The sequence below is a fragment of the Leisingera sp. McT4-56 genome (assembly GCF_020514995.1).
GTDB lineage: Bacteria > Pseudomonadota > Alphaproteobacteria > Rhodobacterales > Rhodobacteraceae > Leisingera > Leisingera aquaemixtae_A.
Genome location: NZ_JAJALF010000002.1, coordinates 310,214 through 330,704 on the forward strand (window position 1 = coordinate 310,214; position 20,491 = coordinate 330,704).

General features: G+C 60.8%; 15 protein-coding genes and 1 tRNA gene. 9 read left to right on the top strand and 7 right to left on the bottom strand.

Annotated elements, in window-relative coordinates; all coding sequences use genetic code 11:
• Positions 1 to 13: 13 nt before the first annotated feature.
• Positions 14 to 1,201 (top strand): hypothetical protein, encoded by a 1,188-nt coding sequence (locus LHL23_RS04970; RefSeq protein ID WP_226429024.1) that lies wholly within the window; start codon positions 14 to 16, stop codon positions 1,199 to 1,201.
• A 386-nt stretch (positions 1,202 to 1,587) separates the two neighbouring features.
• Positions 1,588 to 3,387, top strand: a complete 1,800-nt coding sequence (locus tag LHL23_RS04975; protein WP_222478961.1) for an ABC transporter ATP-binding protein — start codon at positions 1,588 to 1,590, stop codon at positions 3,385 to 3,387.
• A 525-nt stretch (positions 3,388 to 3,912) separates the two neighbouring features.
• Here LHL23_RS04975 and LHL23_RS04980 read toward each other — a convergent pair.
• Positions 3,913 to 4,002: transfer RNA gene (locus LHL23_RS04980), tRNA-Ser, on the bottom strand.
• A gap of 1,241 nt (positions 4,003 to 5,243) precedes the next feature.
• Between LHL23_RS04980 and LHL23_RS04985 the strand changes: the two genes are divergently transcribed.
• The 5 genes from LHL23_RS04985 (at position 5,244) to LHL23_RS05010 (ending at position 12,594) form a co-directional block, all read left to right on the top strand.
• Entirely contained in the window at positions 5,244 to 5,657 is a 414-nt protein-coding gene (locus tag LHL23_RS04985) for a hypothetical protein (protein ID WP_152612218.1), read from the top strand.
• 745 nt (positions 5,658 to 6,402) lie between these two features.
• Entirely contained in the window at positions 6,403 to 6,762 is a 360-nt protein-coding gene (locus tag LHL23_RS04995) for a hypothetical protein (protein ID WP_206539696.1), read from the top strand.
• Positions 6,763 to 6,851: 89 nt separating this feature from the next.
• On the top strand, positions 6,852 to 9,041 hold the full coding sequence (locus LHL23_RS05000) for an efflux RND transporter periplasmic adaptor subunit (RefSeq protein WP_226429025.1): 2,190 nt from the start codon (positions 6,852 to 6,854) through the stop codon (positions 9,039 to 9,041).
• Positions 9,038 to 12,217, top strand: a complete 3,180-nt coding sequence (locus LHL23_RS05005) for an efflux RND transporter permease subunit (protein ID WP_226429026.1) — start codon at positions 9,038 to 9,040, stop codon at positions 12,215 to 12,217. Before LHL23_RS05000 ends, LHL23_RS05005 begins: the two co-directional genes overlap by 4 nt.
• A gap of 35 nt (positions 12,218 to 12,252) precedes the next feature.
• The gene (locus tag LHL23_RS05010) at positions 12,253 to 12,594 is read left to right on the top strand and encodes a copper-binding protein (RefSeq protein WP_027236579.1); all 342 of its coding nucleotides are present in this window, start codon (positions 12,253 to 12,255) and stop codon (positions 12,592 to 12,594) included.
• Positions 12,595 to 12,807: 213 nt separating this feature from the next.
• Here LHL23_RS05010 and LHL23_RS05015 read toward each other — a convergent pair whose 3' ends face one another.
• Together LHL23_RS05015 and LHL23_RS05020 are read right to left on the bottom strand one after the other, a co-directional pair.
• Positions 12,808 to 13,482, bottom strand: coding sequence for a hypothetical protein (locus tag LHL23_RS05015; protein WP_226429027.1), 675 nt, complete (start codon positions 13,480 to 13,482; stop codon positions 12,808 to 12,810).
• Positions 13,483 to 13,699: 217 nt separating this feature from the next.
• Positions 13,700 to 14,125 (bottom strand): MerR family DNA-binding protein, encoded by a 426-nt coding sequence (locus tag LHL23_RS05020; RefSeq protein WP_226429028.1) that lies wholly within the window; start codon positions 14,123 to 14,125, stop codon positions 13,700 to 13,702.
• A gap of 89 nt (positions 14,126 to 14,214) precedes the next feature.
• Between LHL23_RS05020 and LHL23_RS05025 the strand changes: the two genes are divergently transcribed.
• Positions 14,215 to 15,243 carry a lysylphosphatidylglycerol synthase transmembrane domain-containing protein gene (locus LHL23_RS05025; protein WP_226429029.1) on the top strand — a complete coding sequence of 343 codons (1,029 nt, stop codon included), beginning with the start codon at positions 14,215 to 14,217 and terminating at the stop codon, positions 15,241 to 15,243.
• Entirely contained in the window at positions 15,230 to 16,513 is a 1,284-nt protein-coding gene (locus LHL23_RS05030) for a hypothetical protein (RefSeq protein ID WP_027236575.1), read from the top strand. Before LHL23_RS05025 ends, LHL23_RS05030 begins: the two co-directional genes overlap by 14 nt.
• Positions 16,514 to 16,553: 40 nt before the next feature.
• On the opposite strand, the gene LHL23_RS05035 is transcribed toward LHL23_RS05030, so the two are convergent.
• The 4 genes from LHL23_RS05035 to LHL23_RS05050 all read right to left on the bottom strand — a co-directional run bounded on the left by LHL23_RS05035 (position 16,554) and on the right by LHL23_RS05050 (position 20,482).
• Entirely contained in the window at positions 16,554 to 16,994 is a 441-nt protein-coding gene (locus tag LHL23_RS05035) for a c-type cytochrome (RefSeq protein WP_027236574.1), read from the bottom strand.
• Complete coding sequence (locus LHL23_RS05040) at positions 16,991 to 18,286, bottom strand: ABC transporter ATP-binding protein (protein WP_193747987.1); 1,296 nt, start codon at positions 18,284 to 18,286, stop codon at positions 16,991 to 16,993. The genes LHL23_RS05035 and LHL23_RS05040 overlap by 4 nt, the downstream gene beginning before the upstream one ends.
• A gap of 100 nt (positions 18,287 to 18,386) precedes the next feature.
• Complete coding sequence (locus LHL23_RS05045; RefSeq protein WP_027236573.1) at positions 18,387 to 19,082, bottom strand: copper-binding protein; 696 nt, start codon at positions 19,080 to 19,082, stop codon at positions 18,387 to 18,389.
• Between the two features lie 41 nt (positions 19,083 to 19,123).
• Complete coding sequence (locus tag LHL23_RS05050) at positions 19,124 to 20,482, bottom strand: multicopper oxidase family protein (RefSeq protein WP_027236572.1); 1,359 nt, start codon at positions 20,480 to 20,482, stop codon at positions 19,124 to 19,126.
• Between the last annotated feature and the right edge of the window lie 9 nt (positions 20,483 to 20,491).

The following is a 20,491-nucleotide window of genomic DNA, read 5'->3' on the forward strand; positions in this document are numbered from 1 at the left end:
TCGGAGGAATGCAATGAAAACGATTGTTCACATCGGCATGCCGAAGGCCGGCAGTACCGTGCTGCAAGATACATTGTTCCTGGAACGGGATACTTTGCTTGCTAACGGGGCTCTCTACCCGGACCCCGGTTTGAACAAGATATACAATCACGGCCTCCTCGCGGGGGCCGTGCTGCCGTATGAAGACGGCCCCCGAGTGTATCGCCGTGTTTCAGAACAGGAGCACGCGGAGCGCGTCGAAGGCTTCTTGGAGAGGCTGCAGAGGCAGGTAAAGGAAGTCCGGCCCGCCGTCCTGATACTGTCGTCAGAATATCTTTGGCGGCTGGATGAGCCGCAGGTGCTGGCAAAACTGCAGAGCCTGCTTGCCAGGCTTGGCGCTGGAGACATCGAATTCCTGGCCTATGTGCGGCGCCCGTCAGCATTTTTCCTGTCAGCGGCCCAGCAGAGCCTCCGCGCGTCAACTCACTTGTATCCCGCTGAATCTCTTGATTTCAGCCATGTTCTTGATGCGTATGCAAAGGCCTTCCCCAAAGCCCGGATCACGGTGCGCCTTTTCGACCGGGCAAGTCTGGCCGGGGGCGACGTCGTGACAGACTTTGCGTCGCTTTATTTTCCGGAATGCCTTGAAGCAGTGCAGCAGGCAGCGCGGAAGGTTTCGGGAAATGAAACGCTTTCGGCGGAAGGCATGGCGCTGCTGCAGGCCTTCAGGCACAACTTCTTTGCCGACCGCAATGATGTGTTCACCAAGGAAACCGCGCGCTTCAGGGAACGCCTCTGCCAGCTGGACGAAGACCATGCCGCTCCCCGCCCTGTATTGCGCCCGGAACTTCGCGATTATTTCGACTTTGGCAACGCGATGGCGCTGACATTGCGTGACCAGTACGGAGTGACTTTTCCTGATTTCGATTATCCCAGGCTGGAGCGCGGGGATTTTGCGCCGCCCCCCGAATTGGGCAGCGCGGTTCGCGATGTGGTGACGATTGATGACGACCGGCTTTACCGAATGATCGTCGCATTGCGCGAAGAACCTCTCCTCGGCAATCTTGGATTGGCCAGATGGCTTATTTCCCTGCCGCATGAGCTGAAATTGCCCCAGGAACGCGGCCTGTTGGGCTGGGTCTCGCGCTGCCTGTGGCAAGCAAAGGCGGTACGGTTTAAGCGCGCCAAACATTCACGAAAGCAAACTGGAAAACAGCAGTGAGGCAAGTTTTTGCCCATTGCCGACGGTATTGGAATTGCCGAAGGCGATGCCCATATCCAGGCGGTTGCTGAGCACCGCTTGTCATTGCACCGAAAGGCCGGGCCCCGATTTTTAAGCGTGCAGGCAAGCAAGCGGCCTGTCCTGTCACCGGATAAAGGATAATTGCTTGATTCCGGCTGCGCGGCCCATGGCCTGCAGCCCCGTCGGAGCGCTGGAATTGTTGCGGGCAGGAAAGTGCCGTCGCGCCGCCCGGCGGGCACGCTGACGGCAACCGGGCCGGTGTACTTGCCCATTGGGGAGCCGACGACTATCAAGCAAGCAAGGTTGCATCGCGGCTTGAAATCGAGCACGGCATGTTGCAGCGCCGCCAAATGTAGGAATTTGCTTTGCAAAAACTGAAGAAAAACTTTGCCGCAAATCTGGACGAGTCAATCCTGTGGCGCCTGATCAGGGAAAACATCCGGTCCCAGGCCACGCCGTATATGATCGCCATCGTCGCAATGGTCTTTGTCGCGGGCACCACCGCGGCCATCGCTTGGATCATGCGGGACGTCGTGGATTCCCTGTTTGAGGCTGAAAACTCCGCTCAGGTCATGGGCGTTTCCATCGCCGTGTTTGTCATCTTTCTGGTCAAGGGGATCGCCACCTATGTTCAGGTCGTCGCGCTGACCCGTGCCGGAAACCGGATCGTTTCGCATCAGCAAATCAAGCTCTACGACAAGCTTCTGCGGCAGGGCGTCTCCTTCTTCAACTTTACCGAAAGCTCTGACCTGCTGATGAAGGTCACGCAGTCGGCGCAGGCTGCCCGCACCGTGATCGAACTTATCGTGACAACCGCCGTCAGGGATACGTTGTCCTTGGTCGGCCTGCTGGCGGTTATGTTTTATCAGCAGCCCATGCTGTCGCTATTCACGCTGGTGATTGGCCCGCTAGCCATTTGGGGTGTCAGGACCCTTCTGCGGAAAGTCCGCCAAATCGCGGATATGGAGACAAAGTCTCTTAGCGCGATCATGCAGGTCATTCAGGAAACCTCTGCCGGGATCCGGGTCATCAAGTCGTTCGGACTGGAAGAACGGATGGCAGAGCGCATGTCCGCCTCCGTGAAGTCTGTCGAAAAGCGGCGCAACAAGCTGGAGCGCCTCAAGGCCGCAACCAGCCCGCTGATGGATATCCTTGCCGGTTTTGCCATTGCCTCCGTCATCGGGCTGAGCGCCGCAAACCTGTTCGGCTCCGACGGGTCGACACCAGGTGAACTGATGTCCTTCGTGACCGCGATGATGATGGCCTATGAGCCTGCCAAGCGCCTCTCCCGTGTGCGGGTGGGCCTTGAGATCGGCCTGCGCCGCGTCAGGATGCTGTTCAGGCTTCTGGACCAGCCCGAAGTTCTGGTGGAAGGCGAAAACCCGCAAAGCCTGCCGTATGGTCCGGCAAACGTCACCTTCGAAAACGTTACCTTCGGCTACCGCCTCAAGGAGCCGATCCTGAGGGATTTGTCGCTGACGTTCGAAGCCGGCAAGACAACCGCGCTCGTGGGCCAGTCTGGCGGCGGAAAATCAACCATACTGAACCTGGCTTTGCGGTTGTATGACCCGCAGTCAGGCAAGGTTATGATTGGCGATCAGGACATCAAATACGCCTCCTTCGAAACCCTGCGCAAAAACATGTCCTTTGTCGGCCAGGAGACATTCCTGTTCTCCGCTTCGATCGCCCAGAATATCCAGCTGGGCCGCGAAGGCGCATCGCGGCAAGAGGTGATCGAAGCGGCCAAGGCGGCCAACGCCTATGACTTCATCATGAACCTGGAAAACGGCTTCGACACGATGGTGGGTGAGAATGGCGCCTTCCTGTCCGGCGGTCAGAAGCAGCGCCTGGCGATTGCCCGCGCGCTGCTGCGGGACAGCCCGATTCTGCTGCTGGATGAGCCGACAAGCGCCCTCGATTCAAACTCCGAGCATCTGGTTCAGGAAGCGCTGCGGCGGCTGACTGCGGGGCGGACGACCATCATCGTTGCGCACCGCTTGTCCACCATCCTGCACGCGGAGCAGATCGTGGTGATCGAAAACGGGCAGGTTGCCGAGAAAGGCAGCGCAAGCGAGCTCCTCGAGAACAACGGCCCGTTCAAGGCCTTGTACGACCACCAGTTTGCAAGTGCCGAGAAACCGGCTGAAGCACGGTCAGAGAATTGAACCCTAGCGGCTGGCTCCGCCGGAAATGGCAGGGCCTGCCGGAGAAAGCCGCCCTGCAGGGCACAGCTTTGCTGTGAGCGCGGCGCGCAGCTGGAACACGTGTCACTTACAGCCCGGCTCCTTCGGGCCAGCCCTAATGAAGCACCAGGCACCCGCGGTCGCACTCCGGGTGCCCGGCAAGAACCTGACCGCCGCCCCTGCGGTCAAATGCAGAGGCGTATCCGGCACCTTTGACCGGAAAGGTCCCGAAGGCCGGGACAGCCAGAACCTGCATGTCCGCTTGATCCGCGGCATTTGGCATTGCCGGCGCCTTACGCGGTAATCCCCTGCCAGTTGCACGAGTTGACCGGCAAGCCGCGGCAGTGATGCAGACGGGCCTCGTCCTCCTGACCGCGTTTCCTGGACTGCAGCGTTTACTGAGCTTAGGCTTCTGCTGGATTTGCCGCCCGGGAATTGTGCAGCTTCGAAAAACTTCTTCAGCGCTCCAAAGCGCTTTAGAAATTCCGCATAATTTTCAGTGATTTATGGCGGAGACGATGGGATTCGAACCCACGAGACGGTTTCCCGCCTACTCCCTTAGCAGGGGAGCGCCTTCGACCACTCGGCCACGTCTCCGCTGACCCGTATATGTGCCGCAACCCAGAGAAACAAGGCGTTTTTTCAATTTTTTTCCGCGCCAGCAAAACAGGGAGTTTCCCCGGTTTTCAGGGAACCTTTGCGGAACTGCACGTGATTCACGTGCAAAATCCGTGCAGCCGTGTTCGCGCAATGTTCACGGCAATCGATCTAAATTTGATTCCCTCCCCTGCTCCGGTCGCAATGAGAGTCGCCAAATCACCAAACCGCATTCCAAAGGCCGCACATGGAGACGAAAGACTATCCCCTGGCGATAGTGGAAACCGCAGGCCATCGCTGCAAGCGCTTCGGCAGATAGGTACTTGCGCCTGGACCATGTAATGCACGCCTATTGCGCTTCGCTGACGCCATTGCAGCCGACAGCATCAAAGTATGCTGTACCGCCTCACCGGGCCTCCGCTTCCGGGAAGGCGACCCGGGAATGCCGCGTCTGCAGCAGTGTGCGCTTGGTACGGATGACAGAAGAACTGCCTTCCGTCGTCTTGGGAAACATCCGCAATCCCCTCTGTGCATGAAGGGCGGTGATTTGGTCGCCACGGTACAGCGGGAAGCTACCCCCGCGTTACATATCAGGGGTTACGTTCATGTTTATCGAGCTGGAGCGTTACGGACCGCCTCAATAATTTCAATGGCTTAGACAAAGCGTAACGCCGTAACGCCTGTAACGGCGGGGGAGAGTGTATACCTCTTACTCTCTCCGGCAGGATATCTCTTTCTCTCTTTATATATATAACTATTTATTTGTTACATACATAGACATACATACAAACTTCCAGTATTTTCAATAACTTAACCCCGTAACAGGCGTGTAACGCTCAGCGTAACACCGTTACATCGTTGATTTTAAATGACTTTTTTCAGAGCCACTGCCCCCGCCTGCGGTAGGAACATCGCATTTTCAAGCTCCTCGGTGTATGGCGGCCAATGAAATAAAGACAATCACCAAATGTTTTCAAAGATGTAACGGAACCTGCATGCTAATCGAGCCCTGATGCCTGTGTTGAACAGAAGGGAAAGCGCCATCTGGGGGCAATGGCCGGCTTGAAAGGCAGCCTGCCCTGGTCTTGCCGCAACAGCAGCAGGTCTCGGCGCGGGATCCTCGAAGGTTAACGGGGGCTGCGGTTCATGTCTCCCGTGACTTGTGGAGAACTGACAAATGCCTCTTTGGATTTTCGACCTCATCGCCCACATTACTCCCAAGTCTAAATTCAGGATGAAAGGTGAACCACCAGATGAACGAAAACCTTGTCCGCATCATGCGCGCGGAAAATCTTCTCCACCTGGTCTGCGAGGAAGCACTCTCTGAATACGTATGGGAGTGCGGTAGCCGTGAATCTGCCATCGCCAGGCTGTCCACCCAGTTCCTGTTTGTCGATAAAATCGTACAAGCAGACAGCGATGGTGATATGGAGGTGAACTGGGGTGTCTCGATTTCTTCAGACATTGCCGAAAATGACCAGCATTATATGACCCGTTACAATGCCGCCGAGAGCCCTGAAGCTTTTGAGATACTCTTGGACGCAGTGCAGGATCCCGACAACCTGAGCTCGTTGGTGCAATTTGTTGCAGACGATTGGGACGATGAAGAGCACTTTCGGGTTTTCTGCGAAACCCAGACCGAAGCGGAACTCTGAAAAGCGGAATGGGAAGTAGACAGTGCCACGTTGTGAACGGTGGCTGAACCAGCGCAATACTTGGAGCCGCATCAACGCGCAACAGGTCATGGGGGAGAAAGCAGCGGTGCGAAAGCCTGCCAGGGCAGCGAATCCATGGCCTTGCTGCGGGCGGCGTACAAACTGGCGAGTTTTGGCCCGATCTGGTTCGAAGGAGAGCGGAAACATGGTCGTCGCAGCCGCGAGGTGTTTGCGCAGCTCCAGCATGCACCGAGAGTGTCCACAGAGCGAAATCAAACCCGAAACACCTGTACCACGAGCGGATAGATCCATACGAGGAGATTACACCCCGTTCCACCCACACATCGTTAAGGCCACGTAGTCTCAGCACGAAACGACGGCAAACCCAAAAGGCATAGAAAATCACGGATCGCGCAAACCGAAATCCTAAAAGCGGGCACCCGATGCTTTGTTCGTAACAATGAAAGGACTCTTGCCTCGACGCCCAGCTTCCAAAATCTGACCGAGCTTCCCGGTACGTTCCTTGCGCGGCCTCTTCTCACTCTAACTCACGCCAGGTTCCCCAGCAGCTCCAACTCACGAAACACATCCCATTGGAAGAGCGCGAAGTGAACTGCCGCTCGGTTTGTGACAGCGGTCGGCACTCTGGGAGACAGGATCCTTAGCGGGACAGCTTGGCAACCAGACAAAGCGCAGCTATATGCAGACCGTGGGCAGAAGATTCTTGATATGTCTGGCACGGCGCGTGACCATCATTCTCGTCGCACTGGCTTTCTCCTTTGCGGCGAATTTTACGTCAGCGATGGCCATGCACATGCCGCACCAGGAAAGCCTCGCGGAAGAAGCCAGTCCCTCATCACATTCCGGGTCCGGTCATTCCCTGCACCTGGCGGCTCCATCGCAAAGTCTTGACCTTGCATGCTGTGCAAACGATCAGGTTTCTTCCCGTTGCATCGGCAGCTCATGCTTCAGCTCCGACTTGCCGTCCGCGGCCATCCCGTCTGCAGCCCAGACAGCCTCCTCGCTCCACCTGAAAGCTGGTGCGGGTAATTTCGGTGTTCACCTGGAAACACCGCCGCCGGTCCGGCCTCCAAAGCACGTTTGACAAATTTCGCTTCCGGCGGAGCTCATGAGACGCGCCGGTAATTTGTCAACTATGTAGGCTGCTTCGGGAAGATCAGCCTGGAGGATATCATGCGCGGACGTTACACAGCGCTCAGCATCCTTGCCCTTGCCGCAGGAACGGTGGGCGGGGTTCTTCTGGAACGGACATATCTCAACCTCACTGAAAGCCCGACCTCGGGCGACCCGGAGATCCTGTACTGGGTTGCTCCGATGGATCCGAACTACCGGCGCGACGAGCCCGGGAAATCGCCGATGGGCATGGACCTGATCCCTGTCTATGCCGGCCATGAGCCCGCAGGTGATCCCGCTGAAGTGTCGCTCTCACCGGCCGAGGTCAACGCAATCGGTGTACGCACCGCTGTTTCACGGATGTCGGACATATCGTCGAGGATAGAGACCGTCGGCTTCGTGCGGTACGACGAGCATCGCACGAGCCATGTCCATACCCGTGCAGACGGGTGGATTGAGAAACTGAAAACCCGAGCCATCGGCGATCGCGTGCTCAAAGGCGATGTCCTGTTCGAGATGTTCTCGCCAGTGATCAGCGCGGCGACCGGAGATTTGGTCCGCGCGGTCAAGGCCGGAGACGCCAGGATCCTCGACGCCGCCCGGAACAAGCTTCTTAGCCACGGCATGTCGGAGGCTCAGATTGCGGAGATCGAAGCTAGCGGCGAGCTTGCACGGACTATCAGGATCGAAGCTCCGCAAGACGGCGTCGTGATCTCGCTTTCGGCTGCCGATGGCATGTACCTTCAGCCGGGAACGCTTGCAGTTTCACTTAGCGACTTGAAAACTGTCTGGCTGATCGTTGACGTATTCGAGCGGGACATCGCGCGGCTCAGCGAAGACATGCGCGCGGTCGCCCGCTTCGAGCATCTGGCCGGGCGCACGTTCGAAGGCGAAATCGATTATATCTATCCCGAACTCGACCCCAAAACCCGCACGCTGCCGGTTCGGCTAAAGTTCGACAACTCTGCGGGGCTTTTGCGGCCCAACATGTTTGGAACCGTCAGTCTTGTTCCGTCCCGGACACGAACAGCGCTGACCGTGCCGTCCGAGGCGGTCATCCGGACCGGTTCGGCCGAGCGCGTGATTCTGAAGACCGGTGAAGGAACCTTCAAACCGCGGCTGGTTACATCCGGCCTGCGCGACAGTTTCGGTGAGGGCGGCCGGACTGAAATCGTACAAGGGCTCGCGCCGGGTGAGGAAGTCGTCGCGTCGGCGCAGTTCCTGATTGACAGCGAAAGCGCGCTCAGCGCCGGTCTAATGCGCATGGCGCCAACAGACGAAGAGCCCGCGCACGGCGCTGGCAGGCTTGTCACGCTGGACCACGAAACCCGGCTGGCGACGATCAAGCACGGCCCCCTCGACAGCCTCGACTGGCCGGCAATGACCTCCGTTTTCCCAGTGCGGGCAGATGTGCCGCTTGATCATCTGGCCGAAGATTCCGGGATCGCTTTCACGGTTGCCCGGGGCGCGGATAACCTTCTTGCACTGATAGAGATCGGTGCCGATGACGGGATTGCCGCCACGGGGACTGGCACGATCCACGAGGTGAACCCGGACGGCACACTGACCGTGTCGCACGATCCGATTCCGGCGCTTGGCTGGCCCGAAATGGAAATGGAGTTCGAGGTGGCCGGGCTGGATCCCGAGGCGGTCGTTCTGGACAGACCAGTCGAGTTCGATCTGGCCAAGAACGACGCGGGCATGTTCAGCATTATCGCGGTCCGGGAAAAAGCTGCCACTGCGGCGCCGGCGTCCGGGAAAACCGAGATGGCGGCAGCGGCACCAATCGTCGTCAGCGGCACCATCGACGCCGTCGACCCCGCTGAACGCACGGCGACGATAAGCCATGCCCCGATGACCGAACTCGGGATGCCCGGCATGACGATGGACTTTCCCATCTCCGAGGAGCTGGAACCGGCGGCATTGGCCACTGGGACCGAGATGACCCTAACCTTTGCCCGACCCGACGGGATGACGCTGGTGCTGGCGAATGCCGAACCTGTCATCGCCCCGATGAAAGTCGCAGGCACCATCAACTCGGCGGATCCGGAGCGGGGCATGGTGAACATCACCCATGACGCCATGACCGAGATCGGGATGCCGGGAATGACCATGGATTTCGCGGTGGATGAGACCCTGGATCAGGCAACCCTGCCGATCGGCGAGAGAGTAGGCCTTCTGTTCCGCCGTAACCCCGATTTCTCGCTGACGCTGGTCGGCATCACAGCTGTGCCGGAGGTGAGCTCGTGATACCTGCTATCATCCGCCTTTCCCTGGCCAACCGGTTCATGATCCTCGCGCTTTCGGTGATGATGGGAGTTGCCGGGATATGGGCGATCCGCGAGACCCCGGTGGATGCCATCCCCGACCTTTCGGACGTCCAAGTGATCATCCGCACGCCATACCCCGGGCAAGCGCCGCAGGTTGTCGAGGACCAGATCACCTATCCGCTTGCCACCGCGATGCTTGCCGTCCCGGGCGCCAGCGATGTGCGCGGCTTTTCGTTCTTCGGCGACAGCTATGTCTATATTGTCTTCGAGGACGGCACCGACCTGTACTGGGCGCGGACCCGCGTCCTGGAATACCTCGGGCAAATCGCATCCCGCCTGCCTGAAGAGGTGTCTCCGCAACTGGGGCCCGACGCGACCGGCGTTGGCTGGATTTATCAGTACGCGCTGATCGACCGGAGCGGGAACCACGACCTGGCGCAGCTCCGGACTTTGCAGGATTGGTTCTTGAAGTACGAGCTGCAAACCGTCGACGGCGTGTCAGAGGTCGCGACCATCGGCGGCATGGTTCGTCAGTACCAGGTCGTGGTCGACCCGGACAAGCTGCGCGCCTACGACATCACGCTTCCGCAGTTGCGCGAAGCCATTCAGGCTTCGAACCGGGAAACCGGCGGCAGTGTCATTGAAATGGGCGAGGCCGAATTCATGGTGCGCTCGACCGGTTATGTCGATGAATTGGCCGATCTCGCCCGCGCACCGCTAATGGTGAACGAGCGCGGCGCGGCAGTCACACTTGGAGATGTCGCCGATATCCGTTTTGGGCCCGAGCTTCGCCGCGGCGTCGGAGAATTCGGCGGCGAAGGCGACGCCGTGGGGGGCGTCGTGATCCTGCGCTGGGGCGGCAACGCGCTTGCCACGATCAAGAACGTCGAGGAGCGGATCGAGCAAATCCGCCCGAACCTGCCGGAAGGCGTCGAACTGGTAACCACCTACAGCCGCGCCGGCGTCATCGAGCGCGCCATCGACAACCTGCAGGACAAGCTGACCGAGGAGTTCATCGTCGTCGTGCTGGTCTGTGCGGCGTTCCTGCTGCACTTGCGCTCATCGCTGGTGATCCTGCTGTCTCTGCCCCTTGGGATCTTCGCTGCCTTCATCATCATGAAACTGCAGGGGGTGAATGCCAACATCATGTCACTGGGCGGCATAGCCATTGCCATCGGTGCCATGGTGGACGCAGCGATCGTGATGATCGAGGCGATGCACCGCAGGCTGGAAAGCGAAAGGCTGACCAGCCAGAACAGATGGCGGATCGTCGGCGAATGCGCGTCCGAAGTGGGGCCTGCACTGTTCTATTCGCTGGCAATCATCACGGTAAGCTTCCTCCCGGTCTTCGTGCTGGAAAGCCAGGAAGGCAGGCTGTTCAAACCGCTGGCCTTTACCAAGACCTACGCAATGGCGGCGGCGGCAATCCTGTCGATCACGCTGGTCCCGGTTCTGATGGGGTACTTCGTGCGCGGGCGGATCATGCCGGAACACAAGAACCCGCTGAACCGCGCAGTGATCTGGGCCTATCGCCCGTTTCTCGACGCCGCGGTTGCCTGGCCCTGGGCAACAACGCTGCTGTCGGTGGCGCTGGTCGCCTCGATGTGGTGGCCGCTTCAGCGGATAGGCACCGAATTCATGCCGGAACTCAACGAGGGCGACTTCCTCTATATGCCGTCTCTGTATCCGGGCGTGTCCATCGGCAAGGCGCGCGAGATCCTGCAGCAGACAGACCGACTGATCGCAACGGTGCCCGAGGTGAAGACGGTCCACGGCAAGCTGGGCCGCGCCGAGTCGGCGACCGATCCCGCGCCCCTGACAATGATCGAGACAACAATCCAGTTGAAGCCGGAGGCCGAATGGCGGCCGGGAATGACGATGGAACGGATCCGCGAGGAACTCGACCGCACGGTTCAGGTGCCGGGGGTGACAAACGTTTGGATTCAGCCGATCAAGAACCGGATCGACATGCTGGCGACCGGTATCAAGACCCCTGTGGGGGTGAAGATATCGGGTGCGGATCTCTCTGTCATCGAAGGGATCGGGGTTGAAATCGAACGTGCCGTGGCCGGGATCGAGGGCACGGCATCGGCCTATGCCGAACGGCCCGTGGGCGGGCGTTTCATCGAAATCGATGTCAACCGCGAAGCCGCCGCGCGTTACCTGATGAGCGTGCGTGACGTTCAGGATGTCGTGCAGACAGCGATCGGGGGCATGCAAGTCTCGGAAACGGTCGAGGGCCTCGAACGCTTCCCGATCAACCTGCGCTATCCGCAGGAATGGCGAAACAGCCCTGAACGCCTTCAGGGTCTGCCGGTTGTAACTCCCTCGGGGGCGCACATCCCTCTTGGTGCCCTTGCCGAGGTCCGCATCGTTGACGGCCCGGGCATGATCCGGTCCGAAAACGCCCGGCGCACCGGCTTCGTCTTCATCGACATCGCTGGCCGAGACCTTGGCAGCTACGTGACTGAGGCACGCGCCCGCGTCGCGGATGAGGTAGCGCTCCCGCCAGGCTACTCTATCACCTGGTCGGGCCAGTACGAATACATTCAGCGGATGCAAGAGCGGTTGACACTGGTGGCACCTGCCACACTTCTGCTCATCACGCTGATGCTGTTCCTGGCATTCAACCGCGTGATCGAGGTGGGCATCATCCTTGCCGCGCTGCCAGTGGCTCTGGCAGGCGGGGTCTGGTTCCTGTGGTACCTCAGCTTCGACATTTCAGTCGCCGTGCTGGTGGGATTCATTGCTTTGGCCGGTGTCGCCGTCGAAACTGCGATCGTGATGCTCCTGTATCTCAACCTGGCTTGGGAAAAGAGGAAGAAACTTGCGATCTCGGAAAACCGCAGCCTGACGCCATTCGACATCGAGGAGTCCGTGTTCGAAGGGGCACTGCTGCGCGTCCGTCCCAAGGTGATGACGGTTGCGACGATTTTCGCCGGCCTGATCCCGATCATGTACGGCCACGGCACCGGATCGGAAATCATGCAGCGCATTGCGGCGCCGATGGTCGGAGGCATGGTCACGGCAACGCTGCTGACGCTCTTCGTCATCCCCGCAATCTTCGTCATCTGGAAGCGGTTGGCCTTGCGGCGCGTCAATCGTGAGATCAGCGCCCCTCCAGCAGCAGACGAAGGGGCCGTTCCGGCCGAATGAAACGCACCAAATTCTGACCCATGAGAGGAAAACCAATGAAGAACCTCACCTTCTCCAGCATTGTCCTGGCCTTCTGCGCCAGCGGTGCTTTCGCGCAAACAACCCACGGCATGGATCACTCCGGCATGCACATGAGCGAGAGCCAGATCGAGGGTGCAGTACACGCCACCGCCGTCCTCAACGCGATCAGCGAGGGTTCCGCAAATGTCAGCCACGACCCGATTCCCGAAATCGGCTGGCCCGGCATGACGATGGACCTGCCACTGCAGGCCGGCGCGCAGATCATGGGAGACGTCGCACCCGGCGACAAAGTCACCCTTATGCTGTTCAAGGGCGCTGACGGAATGTACGCAATCGGTGCCATCATGCCGAATTGACCGGCGCGGCATTGAAGCCGCGCCAGAAGCCCCGAAATTCCGGTTTCGGGGCGTGAACGCCGCGCCGCTGATCCGCTGCCACAGGCAAACTCGGGGCGGGTCACTCATCAAGCGCGGCGTTCACATTTGCAGTACCGCTGCCCGCCACCGCAGACCTGCACGCCACCGCCCGGGCCCGCCCCGCCCGCCATAGCGCCACGGGTCTCATCCGCTTCAGATCCAAACCGATTGCAGGTGCATGATCACCGCCGCCGCACCCGTCAATGCGAGCGTGAATATGCCGAAGAGACCCAGCGCAAGCAGGATCGGCCCGAGCTTGCCCGGCAGCCTGTGTGCCAGGCCGCGCAGCCACGCCCATCGCCCGGAGCACCTTTCAAGACTGCTGTCGATCACTGTTGCGTATAGGGGCAAGGCGCTGACCAGCGTCGCGTAAAGATAAACACCGGAAATGTTCTCAAAGAAGGCGGACCGGACAAGTGTGGGGCCGACCACCTGCAGCGCCTGCCAATGGTCCCCTCCGAACGAGCCGAACCAGTCAGCCGAAATGAAATATATTACTCCATGCAACAGGACGAAAATGACGACCCTTGCAGGCAGGTCGATCAGGAGGATTCGGGCCGGCACGGCTCCTTCACGCTGTTTGGCGGTACTTACGGCAAAAAGAAAGAAGCTCACGTAGTTGACGGCAAATACAACAGGTAAACCATTTGTCACGACCTGCCGAAAAAACCGGCTGAACGCGGGCCCGCTTCCCAATAGCAATGCCCCGAAACCCGGCGTGAGCGCGATATAGAGCAGCAGTAGCGGAAACAGGCCTGCGCAACTGACAACCAATGTGTTGCGGGCAAATTTCCAGGCAGGCATGTTGATGCTGAAATATGTATTCATTGCACAGCGCATTGCCACTCATTCCGGCACGAAGCCGATGGGCGGCGCTCATAGTCCTCAGAACGTTTTGTTCTACCAGTTAGGTTATCCGTCAATATATTCAGGAAACGGCGGGCAGAGAACGGCATCCACGAAAGCACTCATCCGCTGCGGCAGCGAAACTGCTTCCGGCCGCGACAACCAGTTATCACACCATCGTCATCAACCAGTACTCTTGTCAGGAAGTGCCTCCTGAGTTCTCAGCACTCTCAATTGCCTCTAGGATCGCACAGCCCGCAAGACTTCCCTTTCCAGGGCAAGCGCCAAGGAGGCGGTCAAGCGAATCCCGGATGCGGATCAAACCTTCGATCTTGGCCTGAACTTCACCGCGCTTGGCTTTAGCCTGTGCCTGCACGTCCTTGCAGCTCGCGCCGGGTGCTTCCAGAAGCGCGAGCAGGCCGGCGGTCTCTGCCAGCGAAAAGCCGAGCCGCTTGGCCCCGGCAATGAACCTGAGTCGCTGCAGCGTTCCGCCGCCATAGTCCCGCGGACCGCCAGCGGTTGGCCGCGGCGGCTGGCGGATCAGCCCCTTGCGCTCATAGAAACGGATAGTTTCCACTCCGATCCCCGCCGAACGAGCGGCTTTTCCAATCGTCAGAGTTGCCATGGCAGCCTCCTCTCAGGATCAACCATTGACTCCGTACCATGATACAGAGGGTAGCATATCCGGCAAGCGGGACTGCAAGCGGGATTTGCATGGGACCTTTCATCAAACGCTGGCTTCTTCCTGTCTTGGGTGCAGCACTGGCGCTCTGGCTGATCTTCCGGCTGTACGGGAGCCTTGACTTCGCACGCTTCCTTGACGGGTTGCGCTACGCCAATCCGGTTTGGCTATCTGTGCTGGCGGCCACGATCCTGCTTGAACAGCTATTGAGCGGCTGGAAGTGGCGGCAAATCCTCTTTGATGTGAAACCGGTCGGTTCGTTGCCACTGACAGGTGCGCTGCTCGCTGGGTACGGCGTGAACGTTCTTGTACCGCTGGGCGTCAGCCCGCTGGTGCGGGCCTGGCTGGTCGCGCGCCTGCACGGGTTAAAAATGGCCACGGTGCTTTCGACAGCAGTCATCGCCAGGTTTCTCGACGGAGTCGTGTTCGCGCTTTTTGCCGGAGCGGTGGCTGCCGCAGGGCGCATTCCGCAGATTGAGGGGGATCTGCGCCTCGGTCTTAGCGTTGCGGGTGCCTTGAATCTGCTGCTCTTCGGCGGGCTGCTCTGGGTGCTCTTTCGTTTCCGTGACCTCTTCAACCGCGAGGAACCGCTGATCTGCCGTCTCTTCGACTGGATCACCGAACGCATGGGCGCGAGCGGTCCGGGGCTGCGGGCATCGCTAGGCGCGGGCATCGTCTGGCCAAGGGCGCGCGCGCGGCGCATCGCGGCTATCATCGCGGCCGTCGCGGGCAAGCTGGTGGCGGCGACGCATTTCCTTTGGGCGGGACTTGCGGTGGGAGTGCTCCTGAGGCCCTGGGACTACCTCTTTCTGATGGTATTCGCAGGCTTTGCCATGGTCCTCGGGCGGTTCGTGCGGATCCCGGCGGGCTTTGTGTTCGGTGCGGGCTTTGCGCTCAAGGCGCTTGGGGTTGCTGACGAGCCTGCGCTTCTGATGATCCTTTTCAGCTATATCCTCACGATTATTCTTGTGGTCGGCATCGGGCTTGTTGTGCTTTGGCAATCGGGTCTCGACATCCGCCATGCCCGTGTAAAGGCGGAGACAGGCAATGCCGGGCCATGAAGCGCAAGAAGCCGTACGCCGGCGGGGGTTCTGGCGGATTGCCGGTGCGGGCGCGGCTTTTCAGGGCGGATCCGCGGCAGTGGACAGCGCAACAGTTGTAGCCAGCCTGACCCACATGCTGACAGGCAGCGCGCTGGCCGTCGGCTATGCCAGCGCCGTGCTGCGGCTGGGATGGCTTCTGCCGCAGCTGCCGGTGGGATACCTCGCCGAACGCGCCAAGCGCAGGATGCCGTTCTATGTTTTTGGTGCTTTTGGCCGGGCTGCAGCAGCCGGAGCCATCGCGCTTCTGCTCTGGCGTGGAGCGGATTGGCCGCAAGTTGACTGGCCGCCGGAGCCGCTCGCCGCTGGCTTTCTTGCGCTCTGGACGGCCTATGCTTTTGTCAGCGGCGTCGTTGCGGTTCCGTACAACGATATCGTAGGGCGTGCGATCCCCTCCAACCGCCGCAGCCGGATGCTGGCGTGGCGGTTTTTCGGTGGCGGGCTGCTCGCCATCGCCGCCGCGGGGGCGCTGCGTCTGGCCCTCGAAGTGATGCCCCCGTTGCAGGCCTATGCGTTCATGTTTGCGCTGGGTTCGGCGCTGATGTTCCTATCCTCAGCACTGTTTGTCTCGGCCGGAGAGCCGCCTTCATCGCCCGGCAGGCGTCCCGCCGTCCGGAGCGCGGGAGCGGCTGACTTTCTGCGCGAGGGGCTGGTCACCTTCCGGCAGAACCGCGCGTTCCGCCTGTTTCTGATCTTTCACTGGCTTGGCTCCGCCACGCTGATGGCGCTGCCCTTCTACATCGTAGCTGCACGTGAAAGCGGGATCGGGCTGGCCGGGGTTGGCACGCTCCTGGCCGCGCAGACCGCAGGAGCACTGGTCTCGAACCCGCTTTGGGGCCGCATCGGCGACGGCATGGGCAAACTGCCATTATTGTGGTGCGTGACGTTCCTCCGCCTCATGGCGCCCGCCCTCATGCTTGCCCTGCTCGCCGCCGGAGCGGGAATTTTGGGCTTTGCGGCGCTTTATCTTGTCATCGGCGCAATGATGAATGGCGTGACCATCAGCTACCTGAGCTTTCTCATGGAAATCTCGCCCGATGACCGGCGTCCCGCCTATTCAGCGTGGTTCAACACCTTCGCTGCACCTGCCGCCCTCTCACCCCTGCTGGGCGCCATCCTCGCCAGCCTGATCGCCACGCCCGCGGTTTTTGCGGCGGCCATCACCGCCGCTCTTGCGCAGTTTGCGGTGCTTAAACAACTTGACCGGCTGGCCGGGGAGGCCGCACCTTGATCCCACATCCACATTGCCTCTGACCTGGCCATCCGGCGAATTAATTTATGCCGTTGGCACGCTGCAGCTCCCGCACGTACTGGGTGATGCCTTTGACGTCGCCATCGGTCAGCCCCTGCTGAGCAGGCATGCTTCCGAAATCCCAGTGATGCGCGCGCACGCCGTTGCGGACTGCGAGCAAGAAGGCGGCGTCGCCATGGTGCGAAGGTTCATAGATCTTGTGGACCAGCGGCGGCCCCATGCCGTTGCGGCCCGCGGCATTGTCACCGTGGCAGTCGGCGCAGACCGCGTCAAAGGCGCGCTTGCCGATCTTTGCGGCCTCACTCAGGTCCGGCGGCAGCTGAACCTCGGCGAGCGGGGCGCCGGGCTCCGGAACGGCGCGCTGCGCAGTTGCATCGTTGCCGCCGGCGCTGCTGTAGACGAAATAGGCCGCCGCCGCTGCCACGGCTGCGGCCGCGAGGATGGCGAGAATCTTATTCATGAGGGTCTCTTTCTTTCATAGGTGAATGAATTGCCGTGAGCCGGGTTCGGGCCATACTGATGCTGGCTGGCCTCCGCCGGTCCGGGCTCCCCGCGGGAGCCGGATGCGAAGGCGCGGATCTCTTGGTAGCGGATCCGCACATCCTCGCTTTGCTGATAGAAACGGAAAAGATCCTTTAGCGGCGAAGAAAACTCCTTGTGTGCCGACAGCATCGCCACAAGCGCGCCCAGCGAAACCCGCTCCTGCAGCACGAAATAGCCGCCCAAGGAGTAGAACAGGAACGGGGTCAGGGCGGTCAGGAAGTTGTTGATCGCCTTGGCCAGGAACTTCAGCCGGTGGATTTGCAGCCGCAGGTCCTGCAGCTGCCGGAAACTGCGCGCAACCGGCAGCGCGCCCTGCCCCGAAGCCCGCATGTCCCGGTCCAGATTCTCACCCAGCAGGCGCATCTCGCGGATCCGTTTGCGGGACACCGCATTCACCCGCCGCTGCAGCTGCGGCACGATGATCAGCTGCAGCGGAAGCACCGTCAGGGCGGCCGCCGCAAGGATCGGGTCCTGCACAAACATGAACAGAAGGATCGTCGCCAGCGTCCCGCCCTGCAGCAGCGGGACGGTCAGCAGTTCAGAGGCAAAGCCGCCGACAGGTTCAACCTCGGGTCCAAGAACCGGCATGATGGCAGGCTGGCGCTGCGCGGGCTGATCCTGCCTCCACTGGCGGTAGACAGCAAGCCGCAGCCGGCGCACGAAGCTTTCAGCCACCCGGCCCTTGCGGATGTTCAGCCAGTATTTGTTGAGCCCGTTGAGCGAAATCGCGACCAGATAGCCGCCGCAGAGCAGAAACAGCAGCGAGACCTGCGAGACCTCGAAGCTCAGGACCGGAATCGCGGCGTCTCCGCTTTCGAAGACCCGGTTCACGATCTGCTTTGGCAATTCCAGGGTCAGGTAAAGGATCGGCATCGCGCTGAGGCTGAGCAGAACTAGGACCGTCTGCTGCTTACCGGTCGTGCGCAGGATATGGCGTGGCAGTCCCGGCTCCAGACCGCCTGCCGGTAACTGGGGTGGCGTAAACGGTGCCGCCCGCCGCAGAAAACGCTGGCGCAGCAGCCAGGCGGCCTGACCTGCCAGGGTCAGCACAAGCAGCGCGGGCGCCAGCACCAGAACCAGATGCATCACCGGGTGCAGCCATCCGGGCGCGGTATCATCATACCAGAACCCGAAAGCGCCCGCGGCGTCGTGTGTGAGAGAATGCAGATCCAGCATCGCGGGAATGATTGCCTGTTGTCTGATGTTCACCAGCGGCGCCGAAAAGTAAGTGTTTTTCTGCTCCTGGGCGCTGGCTGGGACCGCTGGGGTTTGAAAAAGGCGGAGGCCGGCGGGCGGCCTCCGCCACCGGTTATTTCAGGGCGGTCAGGGTCAGTTTGCCTTTGACCCGTTCGGCGACGAATTCGATGGCGTCGCCGGCTTTCAGCTGCTCCAGCATCGTGTCATCGGCGACCCGGAACACCATGGTCATCGCCGGCATGTCCAGATCCACAAGCTCCTCATGGATGATGGTGACCTTGCCGGACTTGGGATCGACCTTCTTGACCGTTCCCGCGGTGAAGGTGCCGCCGCTGCCTTCGAGCACGGCAACCGGGCCGTGCATGCCGGATTCGTAGTGGCCGGGGATCAGGCAGGCGAACTCGAAGGTGCCGGCGTTGGAGAAGGTCCAGACCACTTCGCCGCTGGCGCCCGGGTCCAGACGCACCGAGTTCGGGTCGTCATGCTCCATCTCCATCTTGGCCATCAGCTCCTTGTGGTGGACATTGCGCTCTGCCGTGTCCAGCACGAACTCATGCTCCAGCTCGCCGGCGTTGGTGATCACGAATTTCACCGTCTCGCCCTTGGCAAAGGAAAAGCTCGACGGCTCAAACAGCATCTCGCCGTCATCGGTTTCCTTCATGGTCACGGCGACTTCCCGGTCCGCATGGGCGGCATCGCCGGGCTTGCCCACTTCCATGCCGCCATGGCCGCCGCCGTGGGTGCCGCCAGCAAGGGCCGGCGCAGCGGATAGAGCTCCAATCAGGGCTGCGGAAAGGATCTTGTTCATGTCTGTCTCCTCGTGAGGTTTGGGTGGGTGCCTGAGGCCGTTCAGCCTTTGGCGGTTGGTTTTGGGGTAATGCGGGTCTGCGCGTCTTCGGCGCGGGCAAAGTCCGGCAGTTCGCCGGTCCACTCATAGGCCTGGGTGCCGGGCGGGTTCTCGTACCAGCCGGGGTCGCTGTAGTCGTTTGCATCGATGCCTTCGCGCACCTTCACGACCGAGAACATGCCGCCCATCTCCAGCGGCCCGTACGGGCCCCAGCCAGCCATCATCGGCACGGTATTGTCGGGCAGCGGCATCGACATCTCGCCCATGTCGGCCATGCCGGCGGTGCCCATCGGCATGTATTCGGGCTGCAGATTGCGGATCTGGCCCGTCAGCTTGCGCTTGTCGGTGCCGATGAAGGTCGGGACGTCATGGCCCATCGCGTTCATCGTGTGGTGCGACTTGTGGCAGTGGATCGCCCAGTCGCCCGGATGCACCGCGTCGAACTCATAGGCGCGCATGGCGCCGACGGGAATGTCGATCGACACCTCCGGCCAGCGTGCGCTTTCGGGCACCCAGCCGCCATCAGTGCAGGTGACTTCGAAATCATAACCATGCATGTGGATCGGGTGGTTGGTCATGGTCAGGTTGCCGGTCCTGACCCGTACCCGGTCGCCCTGGTTCACAACCAGCGGGTCGATGTCCGGGAAGATCCGGCTATTCCAGCACCACAGGTTGAAGTCCGTCATCTCCATCACCCGCGGCACATAGGAGCCTGGGTCGATGTCGAAGGCGTTGAGCATGATCAGGAAGTCCCGGTCCACCCGCATGAAATCCGGGTCCTTGGGATGCACGATGAACATGCCCATCATCCCCATCGCCATCTGCACCATCTCATCCGCGTGCGGGTGGTACATGAAGGTGCCGGATTTGATCAGGTCGAACTCGTAGACAAAGGTCTTGCCCGGCGGGATGCCTGGGTGGCTGAGGCCGCCGACCCCGTCCATGCCCGAGGGCAGGATCATCCCGTGCCAATGCACCGAGGTATGTTCGGGCAGCTTGTTGGTCACGAAGATCCGCACCCGGTCGCCCTCCACCGCCTCGATGGTGGGGCCGGTGGACTGGCCGTTATAGCCCCACAGATGCGCGATCATGCCGTCGGCCAGCTCCCGCTCGACCGGTTCGGCGACCAAGTGGAATTCCTTCACCCCGTTGTTCATCCGGAACGGCAGCGTCCAGCCGTTCAGGGTGACCACGGGGTTGTAGTCCGGCCCGGTGGAGGGCGACAGCGGCGGCTGGGTTGCCGCGCTGTCCATGCTGGCGGCTTCGGGCAGGCCCATGTTCACGGTCTTGCCCCAGGCCTGGCTGGACACCAGCGCAGCACCCGCGGCGCCGGCCCCAAGCAGTTGACGTCTGTTCATCATGTCATGTGA

Bases quoted from the DNA above. Each gene is read 5' to 3' on its own strand.
- LHL23_RS04970 (WP_226429024.1), top strand. From the start codon at position 14: ATGAAAACGATTGTTCACATCGGCATGCCGAAGGCCGGCAGTACCGTG.
- LHL23_RS05000 (WP_226429025.1), top strand. From the start codon at position 6,852: ATGCGCGGACGTTACACAGCGCTCAGCATCCTTGCCCTTGCCGCAGGA.
- LHL23_RS05010 (WP_027236579.1), top strand. From the start codon at position 12,253: ATGAAGAACCTCACCTTCTCCAGCATTGTCCTGGCCTTCTGCGCCAGC.
- LHL23_RS05015 (WP_226429027.1), bottom strand. From the start codon at position 13,482: ATGAATACATATTTCAGCATCAACATGCCTGCCTGGAAATTTGCCCGC.
- LHL23_RS05020 (WP_226429028.1), bottom strand. From the start codon at position 14,125: ATGGCAACTCTGACGATTGGAAAAGCCGCTCGTTCGGCGGGGATCGGA.
- LHL23_RS05025 (WP_226429029.1), top strand. From the start codon at position 14,215: ATGGGACCTTTCATCAAACGCTGGCTTCTTCCTGTCTTGGGTGCAGCA.
- LHL23_RS05030 (WP_027236575.1), top strand. From the start codon at position 15,230: ATGCCGGGCCATGAAGCGCAAGAAGCCGTACGCCGGCGGGGGTTCTGG.
- LHL23_RS05035 (WP_027236574.1), bottom strand. From the start codon at position 16,994: ATGAATAAGATTCTCGCCATCCTCGCGGCCGCAGCCGTGGCAGCGGCG.
- LHL23_RS05045 (WP_027236573.1), bottom strand. From the start codon at position 19,082: ATGAACAAGATCCTTTCCGCAGCCCTGATTGGAGCTCTATCCGCTGCG.
- LHL23_RS05050 (WP_027236572.1), bottom strand. From the start codon at position 20,482: ATGATGAACAGACGTCAACTGCTTGGGGCCGGCGCCGCGGGTGCTGCG.